This is a genomic window from Brevundimonas sp. (genome assembly GCF_032055285.1).
GTDB lineage: Bacteria > Pseudomonadota > Alphaproteobacteria > Caulobacterales > Caulobacteraceae > Brevundimonas.
Genome location: NZ_DAMBRE010000002.1, coordinates 259,717 through 278,041 on the forward strand (window position 1 = coordinate 259,717; position 18,325 = coordinate 278,041).

Genomic DNA, 18,325 nt, shown 5'->3' on the forward strand with positions numbered 1-18,325 from the left:
GACTAAAGTACAGAAAAGACAACCTAGAGTTTTTGGCGAATTCTATTCCAATTATTATTGGAAGTTTCTTCGCGTTTTACTGTCTCTGTAGTGTTGTTCTATTCAACAAGACTAGTAGGTACTTAAAAAGTACTTCCTAGTTGTTGAGGAATGTGTGGCGGACAGGGTGGGATTCGAACCCACGGTAGGCTTCCACCTACGGCGGTTTTCAAGACCGCTGCCTTAAACCACTCGGCCACCTGTCCAGCGCGAGTCGAGACAGCGCGCGGGGGCGTGCATAGCCTTAAGTGCCGTGTCGCCCAAGCACTAAAGCGTGCATGGCTTCAGGCTTTGTCGGCGGTTGAGGAGCGCGTCACCAACCAGATGCCAGCGCAAACCAGAACCAAAGCCGCGAAATAGCTCCAGCGCAGCAGGGATTCGCCCAGGAAGATGGCCGAGAGGGCGACGCCGAAGACCGGGATCAGGAAGTTGAACGCCGCGATCATGCCAACGGGATTATGCTTCAGCAGCAAGCTCCAGACGGCGAAGGCCACGGAGGAGAGCAGGGCCATGTAGAGCAGCAGGCCGCCGGAGCGGATGTCTAGACCTTCCAGTTCACCGCCGCCCATCTTGCCGATCGCCATCAGGATCGCGCCGCCGACGAAAAGTTGCCAGCCGGTCATGACCATGGGGTCCAGGTCGGCTGACAGCCGCTTGCCGTAGATGGAGGCCGCCGCCAGAACGAAGGCGGCGATGATGACAAAGCCTTCGCCCAGCAGGCTGAAATCGAAACCCAGGGCGCCGCCGCCCAGGTTGACCACCACCACGCCCATGAACCCGATCAGGCAGCCCAGCGCCTTGCGCGTACTGAGCCGATCATTCGCATAGATGAAGTGCGCCAGAACCACGCTGAAGAAGACGCCGGTGGCGTTCATGATCGACGATTTCACGCCGCTGGCGTGGGCCAGGCCGATATAGAAGAAGACATACTGGATCGCGGTCTGGGTCAGGCCCAGCAAGGCGACCTGACCCATCTGCCGACCGCTCAGCGCCAGGATCGGCTTCTTCATCGCCGAGGCGACCAGCAGCAGGATCAGGCCCGCCAAGGCGAAGCGCCAACCCGCGAACAGCATCTGGCTGGCGATGTCGCTCGGCGCGATATGCAGCAGAGCATAGCCGTTCTTGATCGCCGGATAGGCGCTGCCCCAAAGGATGCAGCACAGTGTCGCCAGGGCGAAGACGCCCGAACGGGTCTGATAGAGGGAGGGTTTCAAGGTGCTCGCTTCAAGAACTGGGCGCGGGCGCGAAGGCGTCGCCACACGACGCGGGGACGCATAGCCTCAAACCCCCTGTTAACCAAACCGGAAACCTCATGGGCGATGATCACTTCGAGTGAACCGGAGTGCGTACGGCCATGTTGGCGAGAATGCTGAAGGGCGCAGTGGTCGCCGCCGCCTTTTCCACCCTGGCGGCCTGCGCCAGTTTCGGCGGGGGGCGGGATGCTCCGTTGCGTCCGCCCGTCGTGACCGATCCCGCGCCCATCGTGTCCGGCACGATGCGGCCCTATCAGATCCGGGGACGCTGGTATCGACCGGTTGAGCAGCCCAACTATGACGAAGTCGGGCAGGCGTCCTGGTACGGATCACAGCATCACGGCCGCCCGACCTCGACCGGCGAACGCTTCGACATGAACGGCCTGACTGCGGCGCATAAGACCCTGCCTCTGCCGAGCCTGGTGGAGGTGACCAACCGCGCCAACGGCCGCCGCGTCATCCTGCGCGTCAATGACCGTGGTCCGTTTGTAGACAGCCGTATCATCGACCTGTCGCGCGCGGCGGCCGAAGAACTGGGCCTGTTGTCGCAAGGCGTCGGCGAGGTTCGGGTTCGCTATGTCGGGCGCGCACCGCGAACCGGCGGCGGAATGGCGATGCAGCGTGCGGAGGGCGCGCCATCATCACAGCCGCGAACCTATAGTCAGCCCTCGGAGCCGACCGTTCCTGCGGTTTCTGATGCTTCCGCATACTGGGTTCAGGCTGGGGCCTTTTCGGATCGTCGCGCCGCCAGGCGAATCGCAGACCGTCTGGGCGACCGGGCCTCGGTTCAGGACATTCGCAGCGACGGACAGTCACTGTTTCGAGTGATCGTCGGTCCCTGGCCCGACGCCAATGCCGCTGAACAGGCCCGACAGGCTGTCATCGCGCGCGGGTTTGGCGACGCCCTGTTGATATCAGGCGGTTAAGGCTTGCCTGACGCGCCGGGCTCGCCATTGTGCGCGGGTGCAGCGCGGTAAGTTCATCACATTCGAAGGCGGCGAGGGAGCCGGCAAGACCACGCAGGCGCGCCTGTTGGTCGAGCATCTCCGCTCGCTTGGAATCGACGTCATCCAGACGCGCGAGCCGGGCGGCTCGCCCGGCGCCGAGGTCATTCGCAACATTGTCGTGGCCGGAGACGTCGAGCGCTGGTCGCCGCGCACCGAGACCCTGCTGATGTATGCCGCGCGCTCGGACCATCTGGAACGCACCATTCGCCCGGCGCTGGACGCCGGCAAATGGGTGGTCTGCGACCGCTTCGCCGACTCCAGCCGCGTCTATCAGGGCGCGGGCGGCGGCGCGCCGGAAAGCCTGATCGAGGCGCTGGACGCCGCCATCGTGGCCGAGGACCAGCCGGATCTGACCCTGGTGTTCGATCTGCCGGTCGAGGTCGGCCTGGAACGCGCCTTCGGTCGCGGCCTGTTCGAGACGCGGTTCGAGTCCAAGGGCCTGGCCTTCCATCAGAAGCTCCGCGAAGGCTTCCTGGGCGTGGCGCGCCGCCACCCGGAACGCTGCGTTGTGATCGACGCCACGGGCGAGCTGGAGGCCGTTTCCGAACGTCTGCGGAGCGCCGTCGCCGAGCGGCTGCTGTGAGCGAACACCCGCGCGACCGGTTCGATCTGGTCCCGGACGTCGCCGCCGAGGAAGCCTTTCTGGATGCCCTGAACCGGGGGCGTCTGCATCACGCCTGGCTGTTGTGCGGTGTCGAGGGCAGCGGCAAGGCGACCTTCGCCTATCGCGCCGCACGCCGTCTCTTGGGGGCGGCGCCCGACCCGTCGCGCGGGCCGCTAGGCGCTGCGCCCTATGATCCGGTCAGCCAACTGGTCGCCGCTCAGTCCCATCCTGACCTTCTGGTGATGGAGCGGCTGATCGAAGGCGGCAAGCAGAAGAAGACCATTTCGGTCGATCAGGCGCGCGATCTGCCGGGTTTCTTCGCCAAGAGCCCGTCCCAGGCCGACTATCGCGTGGCGATCATCGATGCAGCCGATGACCTGAACGTCAATGCCGCCAATGCCTTGTTGAAAATTCTTGAAGAACCGCCTGAGCGCGGCGTCCTGCTGTTGGTGACCCATGCGCCGGGTCGGCTGCTGGCCACGATCCGCTCGCGTTGCCGCCGCCTCAGCTTCCCGATCTGGACGCCTGATCAGCTGGAGACCCTGGTGCGCAATCGCACGGGCGCCGATCCCGACGACGCGCGACTGGCCGCCGACATGGCGGGCGGATCGCCGGGCGCGGCCCTGGCCCTGTCGTCCGGCGCCATGCAGGAAGTCGACGCCCTGGCGCGCAGCTGGGTCTTGGGCGATGCCGTTGATCGCGCCGAGCAACTGGCCGTGGCCGACGGGTTTCGCGGGGCGGAAGGTCAGGCACGGTTCGAGGCCCTGATGGACCGGCTGATCGCGGCGGTGAAAACGCGGGCGCTGGAAGCGCCGGCGGGGCAGGGCGCGCGTTGGGCTGAACTGTGGACCCGCCTGGCCGACTTGCCGGACCGCGCGGCGGCCATCAACCTGGACCGGGCCGACGTAATGGCCGGCGCCCTGGCCGACATCGCCCGCACCAAGGCCCTGAGATGATCATCGACAGTCACGTCAATCTGCACGCCCCCCAGTTCGACGAGGATCGCGACGAAGTCATCGCGCGCGCCCGAGCGGCCGGCGTGCGCCTGATGGTCGAGATTTCGGACAAACTGTCGACCTTCGAGGCCACGCACGCCCTGGCCATGGCGCACGACGACATCTGGTGCACGGTCGGGGCTCACCCGCATGAAGCCAAGGACCATGTCGAACTGACCGCTGATGAACTGGTCGCCCTGGCCCAGCGGCCGCGCGTCATTGGCATCGGCGAATGCGGCCTGGATTTCCATTACGACCTCAGCCCGCGCGACGAGCAGGCGGCGGTCTTCCGCCAGCACATTGACGCCGCGCGCCGAACCGGCCTGCCGCTGGTGGTGCATACGCGCGAAGCCGACGACATGATGGCCGCCATCCTGCGCGAAGAGCACGCCAAGGGGCCGTTCAAGCTGCTGATGCACTGCTACACCAGCGGCATCGAACTGGCTGAAACTGCGGCGGAACTCGGCGCCTGGTTCTCCGTTTCCGGCATCGCCACCTTCAAGGCGGCGGAAGACGTGCGCGAGGTCATTCGCCGGATGCCCGAGGACCGGATCATCGTCGAAACCGACTGCCCCTATCTGGCGCCGATCCCGCATCGCGGACGCCGCAACGAACCGGCCTATGTCGGTCTGGTGCTGCAGAAGCTGGCTGAGATCCGGGGGTGGTCGCCCGAAGAAGCCGACCGGCGCACGACCGACGCCTTCTTCGCCCTGTTCGACCGCATCCCCCGGCCCGCCGAATGAGCAAACCGGGCGAGTTTGAGGTTGTGATCCTTGGCTGCGGCTCGTCCGGCGGCGTGCCGCGCGGCGACGGCGACTGGGGAGATTGCGACCCCCATGAGCCCAGGAACCGGCGAACCCGTTGCTCAATGTTGGCGCGGCGGCGCGGACCTGATGGAACCACCAGCGTCCTGATCGACACCTCGCCTGACCTGCGGATTCAAGCTTTGGCCGCCGGGATCAGCCACGTCGATGCGGTCCTCTATACCCACGACCATGCCGATCAGACCCACGGCATCGACGATCTGCGGGTCTTCGCCATTCATGCGCGGCGGCGGATTCAAGCCTGGATGGATCCCGCCACGCATCACGCCCTGACCCGGCGGTTCGACTACATCTTCGAGAGCCAGCACGGCTATCCGGCCATTCTGGAGGCTCATCGCATTCCGCCCCATGGAGAGGCCTGGCGCGTCGACGGTGCGGGCGGCGAAATCCCTGTCGTCACCTTCGATCAGGCCCATGGGCCGATCCGCTCGGTGGGCTATCGGTTGGGTCCGGTCGCCTATTCCAGCGACGTATCCGATCTGGACGAGGCGGCGCTGGAGGCGGTGCGCGCCGCTGACCTCTGGATCATTGACGCCCTGCGCTACACGCCCCACCCGACCCATGCCCATGTCGACAAGGCTCTGGAGTGGATTGCGCGGGCGGATGTGGGGCGAGCGGTTCTGACCAACCTGCACATCGATCTGGATTACAATCGCTTATCCGCGTCTCTTCCCGATCATGTCGAGGTCGCCTTCGACGGCTGGAGCCGCTGCTTCACGATGTGAACCGGGGTTAGGCGCGGCGGATGGCTTCGAAACCGCCGGTGAAGACGGCTTCCATGGCGTCGCAGATGGCGGCCATTTCCGAGGACTTGCACAGGCCGCCCGACAGGACGTCGATACGGCCGGTCTGGGCCAGCGACAGGGTCAGCGACCCTGACAGCAGGTGATAGAACCAGTAGATCTGGCGTGGCGGGGTCTCTGGCGCGATCCGTTTCAGCACGCCGATAAAGCGGTCGATCACCGGGTCGAAATGCTGGTGCATGGTGTCGCCACCCCAGACTGGGGTGTTGTTTACCTGGGCCACAAGCGCCGCGTAGTTCAGCCAGGCCTTGTCGCCGTTGTCGAACAGGACGAACAGCGGGCGCAGGAAGGCGTCGATGGCGCCGCGCACCGTCATGGCGTCGCCGTGTTCGGCCTCGTAGCGGTCCAGACTGTCGAGACGCAGTCGGTTCACCACCTCGGCGCGACGGCCGAAGACGGTCGAGAACAGCCGGTTCTTGTCGTCGAAATAATAGTGCAGCAGGGCTGTATCGACGCCCGCCTCCTTGGCCACGGCCTTCAGTGTGACGCCGTGCAGGCCCTCGCGTGCGAACAGGGCTTCGGCCACGTCGAGGATGCGGGTCGTCGTCTCCTCGCGGCGCTGGGCCTTGGGTTTGGGCTGCGGCTTGGCATTCGCCTTGGGGCGCGGCTTGGTCTCGGTAGCGGTCATCGCGTGACTTTAGCCGAGAACAGGGTTCTCAGGCGATCCCGGGCGCGCAGCAGCAGGATCAGCAGCCCGCCCTTGCGGCCGTGGTAGTCCAGAGCGGCCTTCCACCAGCCGCGCGTCACCTCGCCGCCGGGCATGTCGTTGAACACCATCCAGGCGTCATCGGTGGGGGTATAGGCGGGCCAGTCGGCCCCCGGCGCGCCCGTCCTGGCGAAGTCCACCCAGCGCGCGTGCATGGCGGCGCTGACGGCGCGGTCGGTCTCGGTCGCCGGTGGGGCGCCGTCGGGACGGTGATCCAAGGTCTCGAAGACGTGGAAAATTTCGGCGGCGTGGTTGGCGCGCGGCATGACCTCGCGCCGGGCTTCCTCCACATAGTCAAAGGCGTAGAGCCAGGCTTTCGAGCGACGCGGACGGGACGCCACCCAGCGCGCCGGAGCGGCGAAGGCGAAGTCGCGGAAGCCCAGGCGGATCAGTTGTTCCTCGTCGCCTTTCGCTTCGGGATAGAGGGCGGCCAGTTTGGCGTTCGGCTTGATCAACTGACCGAAGCGTTTCAGCCCGCCGCCATAGTTGAGCAGGGAATCCTCGCCGCTGTTGACCCCGATCATCAGCGGCACGTCGGCGAAGTCGCCGCGCGCGAAGGCGCTGATCGGATCGCGGTCCAGCAGGCGCCCATCTATGACGGGACCAAAGGCGCCCTCTACATCTGTCAGTCGCCGGGACGCGACAGCGCGCAGGGCAGGGGCGTCAGGCATGGCCAGGCCGAGCGCCGTCGCGGCGGCCACGCCGCGTTCCTGCGCGGTCTTCAGCGGCGTGGCGGGCAGCCAGCCGCCGCCGGACTGGACGATCGCCTTGTGGAACAGGCCGCGCGCCCGCTTGGCCGTCATCAGGGCCAGGATATCGAGACCCCCGGCGGATTCTCCGAACAGGGTGATGTTGGCCGGATCGCCGCCGAAGGCGCCGATATGATCGCGCACCCATTCCAGCGCCGCGATCTGATCCAGCAAGGCCTGGTTGCCTAGCGGTTCATCAGGCTCCGCCTCAGTCGTTAGCGCCGGGTGGGCGAAGAATCCGAGCTGGCCCAGGCGATAATTGACGCTGACCAGAACCACTCCGTCCCGGGCGAAGGCGGCGCCGTCGTAGAAGGGCAGGGAGCCGGCCCCCATGCGGTTCGACCCGCCGTGCAGCCAGACCATGACCGGCGCGGGCGCTGCGGTCTCGATGGGGGTCCAGACATTCAGCGTCAGGCAGTCTTCGCCTGTCGGTTCCGGCGCGCCGCCGATGGACACGATGTCGGCTACGTCGGCAGGACCGGCCTGAGGCGCGGATAGGCCGAACTCCGCCGCTTCGCGTACACCGTTCCAGGCGGGGAAGGACTGCGGCGCCTTCCAGCGCAACTCGCCGACAGGCGCGGCGGCGTAGGGTACGCCGCGAAACACATTGGCCGGACCCTCGCGGCGGCCGCGCAGATCGCCGGACGGGGTGTGCGCGACAGGAGACGTCGCGGCTCGGTTGAGCTGATCCATCATTCTTCCTCCAGGCGCGATCTTCGCCGCACTCGTTCATTTGAGAATGAACAACGCTCGCTCGACTGTCGAGCCGCTGAATGAAGTTTCATTCATGCGAGAATGAATGATGTTGACAGCGAGGCCGTTCGCGGATCACCGTCTGTCCAACACAGATCAGCGGCGATTAAACGACCGCGCGTGGAGAGGAAACGAGAATGCGAACGACAGGACAGTTGCGTCTGGCGTTGATGAGCAGCGTCTTCATCACGGCCTCGATTTGCGCGGCGCCGAGCTTCGCCCAGCAGGCGACGGAGAGCGAACAGGCCTCCAGCGTCGACGACATCGTCGTCACCGCCCGGCGTCGCGAGGAGAGCCTGAAGGACGTGCCGGTCGCCGTCACCGCCGTCAGCAGCGAGCGCTTGGAACAGACCGGCGCCGCCGATATCACCACCCTGCAGCAGCAGACCCCGAACGCCACAGTTCAGATCGCACGCGGCACCAACTCGACTTTGACCAGCTTCATCCGCGGCGTGGGTCAGCAGGACCCGCTGTGGGGCTTCGAGCCCGGTGTCGGCCTCTATGTCGACGACGTCTATGTGGCCCGGCCGCAGGGCGCGGTGCTGGACATTTTCGACATCGAGCGACTGGAGGTTCTGCGCGGTCCGCAGGGCACCCTCTACGGCCGCAACACCATCGGCGGTGCGATCAAATACGTCACCAAGCGCCTGGGCCAGGACCCGGAACTGACGCTGAAGGGCGCCTACGGCAGCTATAATCAGGTCGATCTGATCGCCTCGGGCTCGGCGCCCCTGACCGACACCCTGCGCATCGGCGGGGCGATTGCCCGATACACCCGCGACGGCTACGGCACGAACCTGACCACTGGCGCCGAACACTACAACAAGGACGTCACGGCGGGCCGCCTCAGCGTCGAATGGACCCCGACCGACGACCTCTTCTTCCGGCTGGCGGGTGACATCACCGAGGACGAGTCCAATGCTCGTCACGGCTATCGCCTCAAGGCGCCGATGACCGACGGCATCTATGACACCCGCGCCGGCATCGGGGACGACGGCTATGTCCGCACCCGTGGTCTGTCCTTCACCGGCGAGTGGAACGTCAATGACACCCTGACCTTCAAGTCGGTCACGGCTTGGCGCGACGGCGACACCAAGGGCGACGGCATCGACTTCGACGGTCTGCCGCAACCGATCCTCGACATTCCCGGCTATTACGCCGACAGCCAGTTCACCCAGAAATTCCAGCTGCTGTTCGAGGGCGAGCGCTGGCAGGGCGTGGCGGGCCTCTTCTATATGGACGCCTCGGCCGAGGGGGCGTTCGACACCGTCATCGGCCTCTATCCCAGCATGGGGCCGGGTCTGCCGGCGGGCCTGACGACCTTCACCGGCGGCAAGGTGGACACCGAGAGCTTCGCCGTCTTCGCAGACTTCAGCTACGACCTGACGGATCAGTTGTCGTTGTCGGTCGGCGGTCGCTGGACCCAGGACAAGAAGAGCGTCGACCAGCTCCGCCAGAACTATCTGGGCATCAAGAGCCCGTTCTTCGGCAACAACGCGGCCATCCCTGCGGGCCGCCCCTCGACCGACTACACCAACTCGGACACCTATTCGGAGTTCACGCCCCGGATCAGCGCCAGCTACAAGCTTACGCCGGAACTGACGGGGTACGCCTCCTACGGGCGCGGCTTCAAGTCCGGCGGCTTCGACATGCGCGGCGACGCCTCGCTCTACCCCGAGACGATCAACGGCTATCAGCCGGAACTGGTCGACACCTACGAGGTCGGCCTGAAGGGCTCGCTGCTGGACCATAGGGTCAACTTCGCCACGGCCCTGTTCAAGTCGGAGTACACCGACCAGCAGATCACCTCGCAGTTCTTCATTCCGCCCGCTTCGGTCGTCAGCTTCGTTGACAACGCGGGTTCCAGCGAGATCTGGGGCTGGGAGCTGGAAGCCAGCGCGCGGATCACCGACAGCTTCATCCCGCGCCTGACGCTCGGCTACCTGGACGCCAAGTTCAATGAGTTCGTCACCTTCAACCCGCTGACCGGCAAGCGCGAGAACATGGCCGATCAACGCCACTTCCAGAACACGCCGGATTGGACCGCCAATATCGCGCTGCCTTACAGCGTCGATCTAGGCGACCGCGGCTCGGTCATCTTCACGCCGATGGCGTCCTATCGCGGGGCGACCCAGATGTTCGAGACGCCGATCCCGCTGCTCGATCAAGGCTCATATTGGCTCTATGACGCGACCTTGATGTGGACCGCTCCGGACGCTCGCTACCGCGTCAGCCTGGCGGGCAGGAACCTCGGCGACGAACGCTACCGCGCCGGCGGCTACAACTTCCCTGGGGCCATCACTGGGGATTCCGTTATCGGTTTCTACGGAGCGCCCCGCACCGTGACGTTGAGCGTGACGGCGAACTTCTAGAAACGAGGCTGCAGTTGGGCCGCCCGTCAGGCTTTGCGCCGAACGGGCGGCTTTGGCGGGCCTAATCGTCAGCGCCGTCGACGGCGTTGGCGACCAGGTCACGCCAGGTAGGATCGGTGTCGTCCACCAGATCGACATCATCCATAAGCGCCACGGCTCCGCTACCATCGGGCAGGATGAGGCCTAGAACCTCCATGGTTTCGCCATCTGACCCGACGTGCGCTTCGGCCTGCACGATCACGGCCGCCTGTTCGCCTTCGTCTTCCCACCAGATCACCGGCTGGGGCAGTTCCATGTCGATGGTCGAGGGTTGGTCCGTGTCGCCCAGCGCGAACACGGCTCGGCGCGCCTGGACATCTTCCAGGGTCGCCACGGCGCCGATGAAGGGGGGCAGACGGGACCAGTCGTCGACGTCGAAGCCGCCGCCGTCTTCGTCGATATCGTCATAGTCGTGGGTCATGCCAGGCTCCATGGTTTGGAGGCTCTCTAACCCTGCCATCGCCGAATGTAACGGCCAGAAAACGCCCTCCGACCATGAGGGTGGAGAGCATCTCCTGGCCAGAGACTGCCTAGCGGCGCGTCGCGGTTGCGATCGTGGTGCGCGCCTGGGCGATTGCGGACTCCGTTGTGATCTCGCCGTCCTGAATTTTCTGGGCCAGATCCATCAGGGGCGGGCCGGTGATGACGCCGGTCTGGGCTTCTTCCTCCACATAGACGCCGTTGTCCTTGGCGATGGCGGCGTCCCAGGCGTCGCGGACGGCGGCCCAATAGTCCTTGGTCGCAGCCCAATAGTCGTCGCCGGCCTTGGGCGAGTAGCTGGTCGAACGGTCATAGGTGTTGACCACATCTTCCTGGACGATGGCGATGGGTTCGCCGCCCGCTCGGCCGTTCATCTTCATATTGTCCTGGATATGGACCCAGCCGTTCGGCGTCAGGGCGTGACGGTTGGTTCCCAGATATCGGTCGTAGACAGGGTTCTGCACCGCGTCGCGTCGCGCCAGGGGACGCCAGGTCGGTTCGGATGTCCAGACGCTGAGTCCGTTGACATAGGTCCAGCGCCCGACGCCGCCGTAGCGGGGTGAGTCGTCCGTCTGCCATACCGTCTGCGACCAGGCGGCCGCGCCCTGATCGGCCGATACCGGCGACAGGGTCCACTGGTTCGGTCCGGCGTAGGTCAGGACGTTTTGCGGTTGATAGACCCAATCCTGACGCCAGTGCTTGATGACGATGGCCTTGCCCTCGTGCTCCATGACCAGGATGTGCTGCAGGCTGATCTTGTCGCCCTTGTCATAGACGACGCGCACGATCTCGCTGCCGCCCGAGAGTTTGCCTTCCATCGGGTCGTAGTCGGCGTTGAAGCTGACGTTCTCGCGCATGTCGAAGTGGACACGGAACTGGCCAGCCTGGGCCAGGATGGACTGACGGTCACGCTCGAACTGACTGGCGGGCGCAGCGGCGTTCGCGGCGGGCGCCGTCTGGGCCAGGGCGCTCGCCGCAGGAACGGCGCCGGCCAGCAGGGCGGCGGCGATGAGAATGGCGCGCATGGGTTTTTCCATAATGAGAGTCGTTTGCATCTTAGGGGTCTGTCTCAGTAGCGCAAGTTGACCGAGACGCCGAAGTTGCGGCCGGGCTGGGTGAAGGCGTCCAGCGTCGCGGGGCGGGCGTCGACGGCCGGGCGGCTGAGGCCGCGAACGTCGCTCCACCAGGCGTATTTTTCGTCGAAGACGTTGAAGACGCCGGCGCGCAGGGTGGCCTTCTCGGTGACGTTCCAGAAGGCGGTCAGGTCCAGGATAGCGAACTCCTCGCCCTGCCAGCAGTTGCCGCCGCCGCAACCGGCTCGATCCTTCTTGCCTGACCAGGTGACGGTGGCCGAGCCGCCCCAGACGCCCGAGGGCGCGGCATAGTTCAAGCCACCGACGACCTTGATCGGGTCGATGCTGGTCAACTTGCCCTTGGCGCCGTCCGTTTCCTGATCACCGTCGGCGAACGAGGCGGCGACGATGGCCGAGAAGCCGTTGTCCCAGCGGATGTCTCCACGCGCTTCCAGGCCCCAGATCTTCACCTCGGTCAGGTTGACGTACTGATAGATCAGCGGATCGACACCGGGCACGCCAGTCCCGCGCACCACCACCTGGTTGATGAAGTCGTCGTAGCTGGTGTGGAAGGCCGTGGTCGACAGCGACAGGTTACCGCCGAACATGTCGAGGTTGCGGAAGCGCACGCCGCCCTCAATGCTCTCACTGGTTTCCGGCGTCAGGTCCGGGTTGGGAATGGATTCATAGCCGAACACCGGGTTGGCGAAGAAGTTGTTCACCTGCATGGGCGAGGGGGCCTTGAAGCCCTGGGCGTAGTTGGCGAAGACGCTGAAATGGTCATCGACCCAGTAGATGGCCCCGATCTTTGGCGACAGATGACTATCGCTCTGGCCCTCCGACGGGGCCGGGAACAGGGCGTCCGCCTTGGGCGTCAGCTCGTACCAGTCATAGCGCAGCGCCGGGATGATGCTGAGGCGGCCGCCCAGCAACTCGATCTCGTCCTGAATGAACAGGCCGGCCAGATCATACTCGGTCTTGGGGAAGGGGCGGGCGGGGAAGGGCTCGCCCATCGGCGGCACCGTGCCGTCGCGGATGCCTTCTTGCGTAGTGCGCGACCAGTCGCCTCCGACGGTGACGCGGTGCTGGAGCGTCTCGCTGCCGAAGGTCTTCGACCCCTGCGCCGCCATGCCCCAGACCATGTTGTCGAAGGTGACGTCGCGGGTGCGGTCGACCGCCGGGATGCGGTCTTCATAGGTGAACTGGCGCGTCGTGGCGTCCTGCCAGTAGGCCGAGACCGAACCGTCATCCAGACCGAAGACATCGTTGAAGTGCCATTCCAGGCTAACCCGGTCGCGCTGGGTCTCGTCCTGGGCGGTCAGACCGATGACGGTGGCCGAATAGCTGCTCAGCGCCTCGCCCTCCATGTCCTGATCGAAGTGGTCGTATGTCAGGCGGACGGTGTGGTTGGCGTTGGCGTCCCAGACCAGCTTGGCCAGGATCGCGTTTGAGGCGAACTCCTGCGGGTTCGGCTGGGTGCGCGCCGAGCCCGTGCCACCGACCTCTGCCATGTTCTCGGTCTCATGGGCGTCGCGGCGGGTATAGGCCAGCAGGCCGGACAGGCTTCCGGTGCGGCCTGCAAGGGCGACGCCCTCGGTCCAGCCTTCGTCAGCCGAGTTGTAGCCTACCCGAGCGCGGGCGCCGAAGTTCTCGCCGCTGGCGATGAAGTCCGACGGGTCCTTGGAGGTGAAGCTCACCGCGCCTGCGATGCCGTCCGAGCCGTACAGAGCCGAGGCCGGACCGCGCAGGATCTCGACCGACTTGACCAGATCCAGGTCATTGTAGCCGCCGCGTCCGACGCTCTGGGCGCCGAAAGCGAAACCGTCCGGCACGCGCACGCCGTCCTGAATGATCAGAACCCGGTTGCCGCCCATGCCGCGAATGGTGAAGCCCGAGTTGCCGTCGCGGCCGGCGCCCGAGAGAGCGGCCGAGAAGCGAGCGGGGCTGGTCGGGACGCTGACGCCCGGCTCGAACCGGATCAGGTCCTTGATATCGGTGACCAGATTGGTCTCGATCGTTTCGGCGGTGATGATGCTGATGCTGGCCGGGACATCATCCACGCGGCGCTGGGTGCGGGTGCCGACCACCGTGACCGGCGCGACCGGCACAGCTTTTTGCAGATCGACGACCTCTTCCGCCATGGCGGGGAAGGCAGCGGCCGAAAGGGCGGTCAGCCCGGCGGAGAACATCAGAAACGAGCGCATGGTTACGGCCCCGGTTGGAGAGGGGTGCGCAATTACTGCGAACGATTATCAGAATCAACCTCAATCGTAGGGGGAGCTTGAAGTGGTGCAATCAGGGCATCGGTTCGATATCGGACGGAAAGTCGCTGAACTGAAGCGCCAGCTTCACTGTGGATTTGCGGAGGCGTCGTGGGTGCGACACCGACGCCCACTACGCCTCCCGGACCTTCAAGGGGGATGCGATGATGAAATCCGTGGCGAACAAGGCTGGCCTGCTGGCGGGCGCGGCGATGCTGGGTCTGATGGCGGGCGGCGCGGCCCAGGCCCAGAGCGCGGCCCAGGACCATGTCTCGACGGTGGACGACGTCATCGTCACCGCTCAACTGCGAACCCAGGACCCTGTCGAGGTGCCCTTCGCCCTGACGGCCTATAGCGGCCAGTTCCTCGAAGACCTGGGCGTTCAGGAGTTCGAGCAGTTGTCGGCCTTCGTGCCGGGCTTCCTGGTGCAGAACCAGTCGCCGAACAATCCGGGCTTTGTCATGCGCGGCATCACCTCGGACTCGGGCGCGGCGACGGCCGAGCCGCGCGTCTCGGTGTTCCAGGATGGCGTGTCGATCTCCAAGTCGCGGGGCTCCTATGTCGAGCTGTTCGATCTGGAGCGGGTCGAGGTGGCCAAGGGGCCGCAGTCGACCCTCTATGGTCGCGGCGCCCTGATCGGAGCGGTCAACCTGGTGCAGAACCGCGCCCGACCGGGCCAGTTCGACGCCGAAATGCGGGCCGAAGTCGGAGACTACGGCTATCGCTCGGTCGAGGGCTTCGTGAACGCTCCGGTGGGCGAAAACGCCGCCCTGCGTCTGGCCACGCGGATGAAGACCCGCGACGGCTCGGTCGAGAACCTGCTGGGCGGCGAGGACTACAACGGCATCGAGACCCAGGCCTTCCGCCTGTCGGGCGTCTGGACGCCGAGCGATAGGCTGCGCGCCGACCTGATCGCCAACTATCAGACTGATGACGCCTCCGGCACCTCGTTCAAGTCCATCGCCTATGATCCGGCCGACCCGACGACGGGGGCGGTGCTGGGCGGTCGTGCGCCCTGGGAAGGCGCGGCCCTGACGCCAGGCGCCGTTTTCGACGGCGGCAAGAGCCTGGGTCTGGACCGCAAGGTCTGGGGCGTGACGGGTCTGGTCAAGTGGACGCTGACGCCGTCGTTGTCGCTGAATTCGACCACCGCCTATCGCCAGTTCGACTCCTACGAGACCTTCGACGCCGATGGTCTGTCGCTGCCGCTGCTGACGGCGGCGGAAGAGGCCTATGGCGAGCAGTGGAGCCAGGAGTTCCGCCTGAACTGGGACAACGGCGGCCGTCTGTCGGGCTTCGCTGGGGCCGGCTGGTTCCGCGAGGAGGGCTATCAGCGCACCCCGACCCAGTTCGACGAGCGCATCGCCCTGGCCCAGTTGGCCGGGCTGCTGGACGGATCACCGACAACGACGGGCCGCAACACCCTGCCGGTTTCAGCCTATCCGACGGTAGCGCGCCAGTTCCTGCAGGCGACGCTGACGCCGCTGGGCGCAGGGGCTCTGGCCGCGCCGATCGCGGCGAACCTGAAGTCGGCCCATATCGAGATCCCGACCAACAGCGCCGAACTGACGTCGTATGACCTGTTCGCCGATCTGACCTTCAAGGCCACTGACCGGCTCGAGTTCGCGGGCGGGGTTCGCTACACCCGCGACGACAAGACCACGGGCTACGCCAGTTCGGTCGCCAACGGCCGTTCGATCGCGGGCGGGCTGCTGGCGGTGCTGCAGGGTGCCGTACCGCCGGCCCAGGTTCCGGCCCTGCTGGGCGGCCTGGCCAACCCCAACGCCGTCAACTTGCCGGCCTCGGTCCTGCCTCTGTTCGGTCTGACGGCGCAGCCGACCGCCAACAACGGCGACTTCGTCTATGCGGATCACGAGGACGACGGTTTCACCTGGCGTCTGACCGCGCGCTACGCCCTGTCGGACGAGGCCAGCCTCTACGCCAACTATGCGCGTGGCCGTCGTCCCGAGGTGCTGAGCGTCAGCGGCCCCTCGGCGCCGCTGGGCGCGCCGACCTTCAAGGTCATCGAGGCCGAGACGGTCGACAGTTTCGAAATCGGCGCCAAGGCGGCGCTGATGGATGGTCGCCTGCGTCTGGACGGCGCGGTCTTCCACTACGCCTATGACAACTTCCAGACGACAGTTCAGGAAGGCACCCGCTTCATCACCACTAATGCGGGCGAGGCCAGCGCCTATGGCTTCGAGGGGCAGGTCTTCTGGGCCGCCGCCGAGAACTTCGATCTGTTCGGCACCTACGGCTACAACCACTCGCGGTTCGAGGCGGGCCTGTATGACGGCAACCATTTCCGGCTATCGCCTGACAACATGGCCTCGATCGGCGCGATCTGGCGTCTGCCGGTCGCGGGCGGCACGGTCGAGGTCCAGCCGACCTGGACCTGGCAGTCCAAGGTCTTCTTCGACGACAACAACGACATCCCGGCTCTGCAGACCCAGAACTTCGTCGCAGACACTATCCAGGACGAATATCAGGACAGCTATGGTCTGTTGAACCTGCGTGTTCGCTACGCCCCGGCCTCGGGGAACTGGGGCGTCGAGGCCTTCGGCGAGAACCTGCTGGACGAGGAGTACATCAAGGACGCCGGCAATACGGGCGACGCGCTCGGCCTGCCGACCTTCATCGCCGGACGCCCCGCCAGTTACGGCGTGGCCTTCACCGTTCGCTACTGAGGGGCCAGGCGCATGACCATGAACCGTCGCGGCCTTCTGGGCCTGTTCGGGGCCGGAGCGGCGGTCGGCGCGACGCCGGTTGCGGCGAAGGCGGCCGAGGTCGCCTTCGCTCATGGCGTCGCCTCGGGCGATCCCGGAACGGATCGGGTGATCTTGTGGACGCGCGTCACGCCGGGCGATGGCTTCAACGGGCCGATCTCCGTGACCTGGCGCGTGCTGGATGGGGAAGCCGTAGCGTCTCAGGGCCGGTTCGAGACCGGTCCTGAGCGCGATTACACGGTCAAGATCGACGCTGCGGGCCTGCACCCCGGCCGCGACTATCACTATGATTTCGCGGTCGGTGAGATCCGCTCTCCGGTCGGACGCACGCGCACCCTGGCCGCCGAGGGCGATGCGCCGGTCAATCTGGCGGTCGTGTCGTGCCAGCTCTATCCCGGCGGTCTGTTCAACGCCTATGAGGCCATAGCCGCCCTGCCGACGCTGGACGCTGTGGTCCACCTGGGCGACTACATTTACGAGTACGGGGCCGAGGCGGACGCCTATGGCATGGTCACCGGCGCCGCGCTGAATCGCGTGCCCGAGCCGCGCCATGAGATCGTGACCCTGGCCGACTATCGGACCCGTCACGCCCAGTACAAGACCGACGCCGACCTGCGGGCCGCCCACGCGCGCGCGCCCTTCATCTGCGTCTGGGATGACCATGAAACGGCCAACGACGCCTGGCTGCACGGCGCCGAGAACCACCAGCCCGAGACTGAAGGCGACTTCGCCGTTCGCAAGGCCGCCGCGCTGAAGGCCTATTACGAGTGGATGCCGATCCGCGAGGCGGCGCCGGGGGCGCTGAAGGAGGCCATTTATCGCAGCTTCCACTTCGGCGATGTGGCCAGCCTGATGATGGTCGAGACGCGGCTGACAGGGCGAACCGAGGCCTTGGACTACAGCAAGGACCTGACCGCCAAGGACGGCCCTGACGGCGAACCCGTGCTGGACCTCGACGCCTTCCGCGCCAGGCTCAACGACCCTGAACGTGATCTGATGGGAGCGGAACAACGCGCCTGGCTGACGCGCGAACTGGCGGCGTCCAAGGCGGCCGGCCGTCCGTGGCAGGTGCTCGGCAACCAGGTCGTGACTGCCCGCGTGGCCGGACCGGACGTATCGCGCACCATGACGCCGGAGCAGGTCGAGGGCCTGATGGCGCGCGTGCCCGAGGCCTTCTGCGAACAGTTCGAGCAGGCCCTGTTCCTGTTCAAGATGGGGTTGCCGTTCAACCTTGACGCCTGGGACGGCTATCCGGCGGGGCGGGAGCGCCTCTACGCCGCCTTTGCCGAGGCGGGCGTCCAGCCCATCGTCCTGGCGGGCGACAGCCACGCCTTCTGGGTCAATGAGCTGAAGGACGCGAGCGGCGCTCGTCGCGCGATCGAATTCGGGACCAGCGCGGTTTCGAGCCCGTCGATCGGCGACGCTATAGGCGGTTTCCCGTTGGGGGCGGCGCTCATGCAGGCCAATGACGAGGTCGTTTTCTGCGACCAGTCGGCCAAGGGCTTCATTCTCTTGACGCTTACCGATGAGCGGGTCGAGGCGGCATTGATGAAGGTGTCCACGCTTTTCGCAAAGCCGTTTGAGGTCTCGACGCTCAAGCGTTTCGGCGTGGGGCTGCACGGAGTGTTGGTGGAAGGCTAG

Annotated in this window: 14 protein-coding genes and 1 tRNA gene; 8 read left to right on the forward strand and 7 right to left on the reverse strand. The window is 65.9% G+C overall.

All coding sequences use genetic code 11. From position 1 onward, the window contains the following. Positions 1–155: 155 nt before the first annotated feature. A tRNA-Ser gene (locus RTY13_RS06820) sits at positions 156–245 on the reverse strand. Positions 246–323: 78 nt separating this feature from the next. Then, positions 324–1,253, reverse strand: a complete 930-nt coding sequence (locus RTY13_RS06825; protein WP_312782122.1) for a DMT family transporter — start codon at positions 1,251–1,253, stop codon at positions 324–326. A 140-nt stretch (positions 1,254–1,393) separates the two neighbouring features. Here RTY13_RS06825 and RTY13_RS06830 point away from each other — a divergent pair, with 140 nt between their 5' ends. From RTY13_RS06830 to RTY13_RS06850, 5 genes are read left to right on the forward strand one after another with little or no spacing between them, the layout of a single operon-like run. Further along, positions 1,394–2,218 carry a septal ring lytic transglycosylase RlpA family protein gene (locus RTY13_RS06830; protein WP_312782124.1) on the forward strand — a complete coding sequence of 275 codons (825 nt, stop codon included), beginning with the start codon at positions 1,394–1,396 and terminating at the stop codon, positions 2,216–2,218. 37 nt (positions 2,219–2,255) lie between these two features. After that, on the forward strand, positions 2,256–2,882 hold the full coding sequence (tmk, locus tag RTY13_RS06835) for a dTMP kinase (RefSeq protein WP_312782126.1): 627 nt from the start codon (positions 2,256–2,258) through the stop codon (positions 2,880–2,882). Beyond that, entirely contained in the window at positions 2,879–3,859 is a 981-nt protein-coding gene (locus RTY13_RS06840) for a DNA polymerase III subunit delta' (protein ID WP_312782128.1), read from the forward strand. The genes tmk and RTY13_RS06840 overlap by 4 nt, the downstream gene beginning before the upstream one ends. Further along, positions 3,856–4,641 (forward strand): TatD family hydrolase, encoded by a 786-nt coding sequence (locus RTY13_RS06845; RefSeq protein ID WP_312782130.1) that lies wholly within the window; start codon positions 3,856–3,858, stop codon positions 4,639–4,641. The genes RTY13_RS06840 and RTY13_RS06845 overlap by 4 nt, the downstream gene beginning before the upstream one ends. Continuing rightward, a complete protein-coding gene (locus tag RTY13_RS06850; protein WP_312782131.1) occupies positions 4,638–5,447 on the forward strand; it encodes an MBL fold metallo-hydrolase in 810 nt (269 codons plus the stop codon). The genes RTY13_RS06845 and RTY13_RS06850 overlap by 4 nt, the downstream gene beginning before the upstream one ends. 7 nt (positions 5,448–5,454) lie before the next feature. Here the strand turns inward: RTY13_RS06850 and RTY13_RS06855 are convergent, their stop codons facing one another. Together RTY13_RS06855 and RTY13_RS06860 are read right to left on the reverse strand one after the other, a co-directional pair. Beyond that, positions 5,455–6,153, reverse strand: coding sequence for a TetR/AcrR family transcriptional regulator (locus RTY13_RS06855; protein ID WP_312782133.1), 699 nt, complete (start codon positions 6,151–6,153; stop codon positions 5,455–5,457). Beyond that, positions 6,150–7,676, reverse strand: a complete 1,527-nt coding sequence (locus tag RTY13_RS06860; protein ID WP_312782134.1) for a carboxylesterase family protein — start codon at positions 7,674–7,676, stop codon at positions 6,150–6,152. Before RTY13_RS06860 ends, RTY13_RS06855 begins: the two co-directional genes overlap by 4 nt. A 194-nt stretch (positions 7,677–7,870) precedes the next feature. Here RTY13_RS06860 and RTY13_RS06865 point away from each other — a divergent pair, with 194 nt between their 5' ends. Then, positions 7,871–10,105 (forward strand): TonB-dependent receptor, encoded by a 2,235-nt coding sequence (locus RTY13_RS06865; RefSeq protein ID WP_312782135.1) that lies wholly within the window; start codon positions 7,871–7,873, stop codon positions 10,103–10,105. A 61-nt stretch (positions 10,106–10,166) separates the two neighbouring features. Here the strand turns inward: RTY13_RS06865 and RTY13_RS06870 are convergent, their stop codons facing one another. The 3 genes from RTY13_RS06870 to RTY13_RS06880 form a co-directional block, all read right to left on the reverse strand. Then, a complete protein-coding gene (locus tag RTY13_RS06870) occupies positions 10,167–10,565 on the reverse strand; it encodes a hypothetical protein (RefSeq protein WP_312782136.1) in 399 nt (132 codons plus the stop codon). Positions 10,566–10,674: 109 nt separating this feature from the next. Then, entirely contained in the window at positions 10,675–11,649 is a 975-nt protein-coding gene (locus RTY13_RS06875; protein ID WP_312782138.1) for a DUF6607 family protein, read from the reverse strand. Between the two features lie 44 nt (positions 11,650–11,693). Continuing rightward, complete coding sequence (locus RTY13_RS06880; protein WP_312782140.1) at positions 11,694–13,901, reverse strand: TonB-dependent hemoglobin/transferrin/lactoferrin family receptor; 2,208 nt, start codon at positions 13,899–13,901, stop codon at positions 11,694–11,696. A 224-nt stretch (positions 13,902–14,125) separates the two neighbouring features. Between RTY13_RS06880 and RTY13_RS06885 the strand changes: the two genes are divergently transcribed. Then, the gene (locus tag RTY13_RS06885) at positions 14,126–16,645 is read left to right on the forward strand and encodes a TonB-dependent receptor (RefSeq protein ID WP_409450292.1); all 2,520 of its coding nucleotides are present in this window, start codon (positions 14,126–14,128) and stop codon (positions 16,643–16,645) included. Between the two features lie 12 nt (positions 16,646–16,657). Further along, complete coding sequence (locus tag RTY13_RS06890) at positions 16,658–18,325, forward strand: alkaline phosphatase D family protein (RefSeq protein ID WP_312782143.1); 1,668 nt, start codon at positions 16,658–16,660, stop codon at positions 18,323–18,325.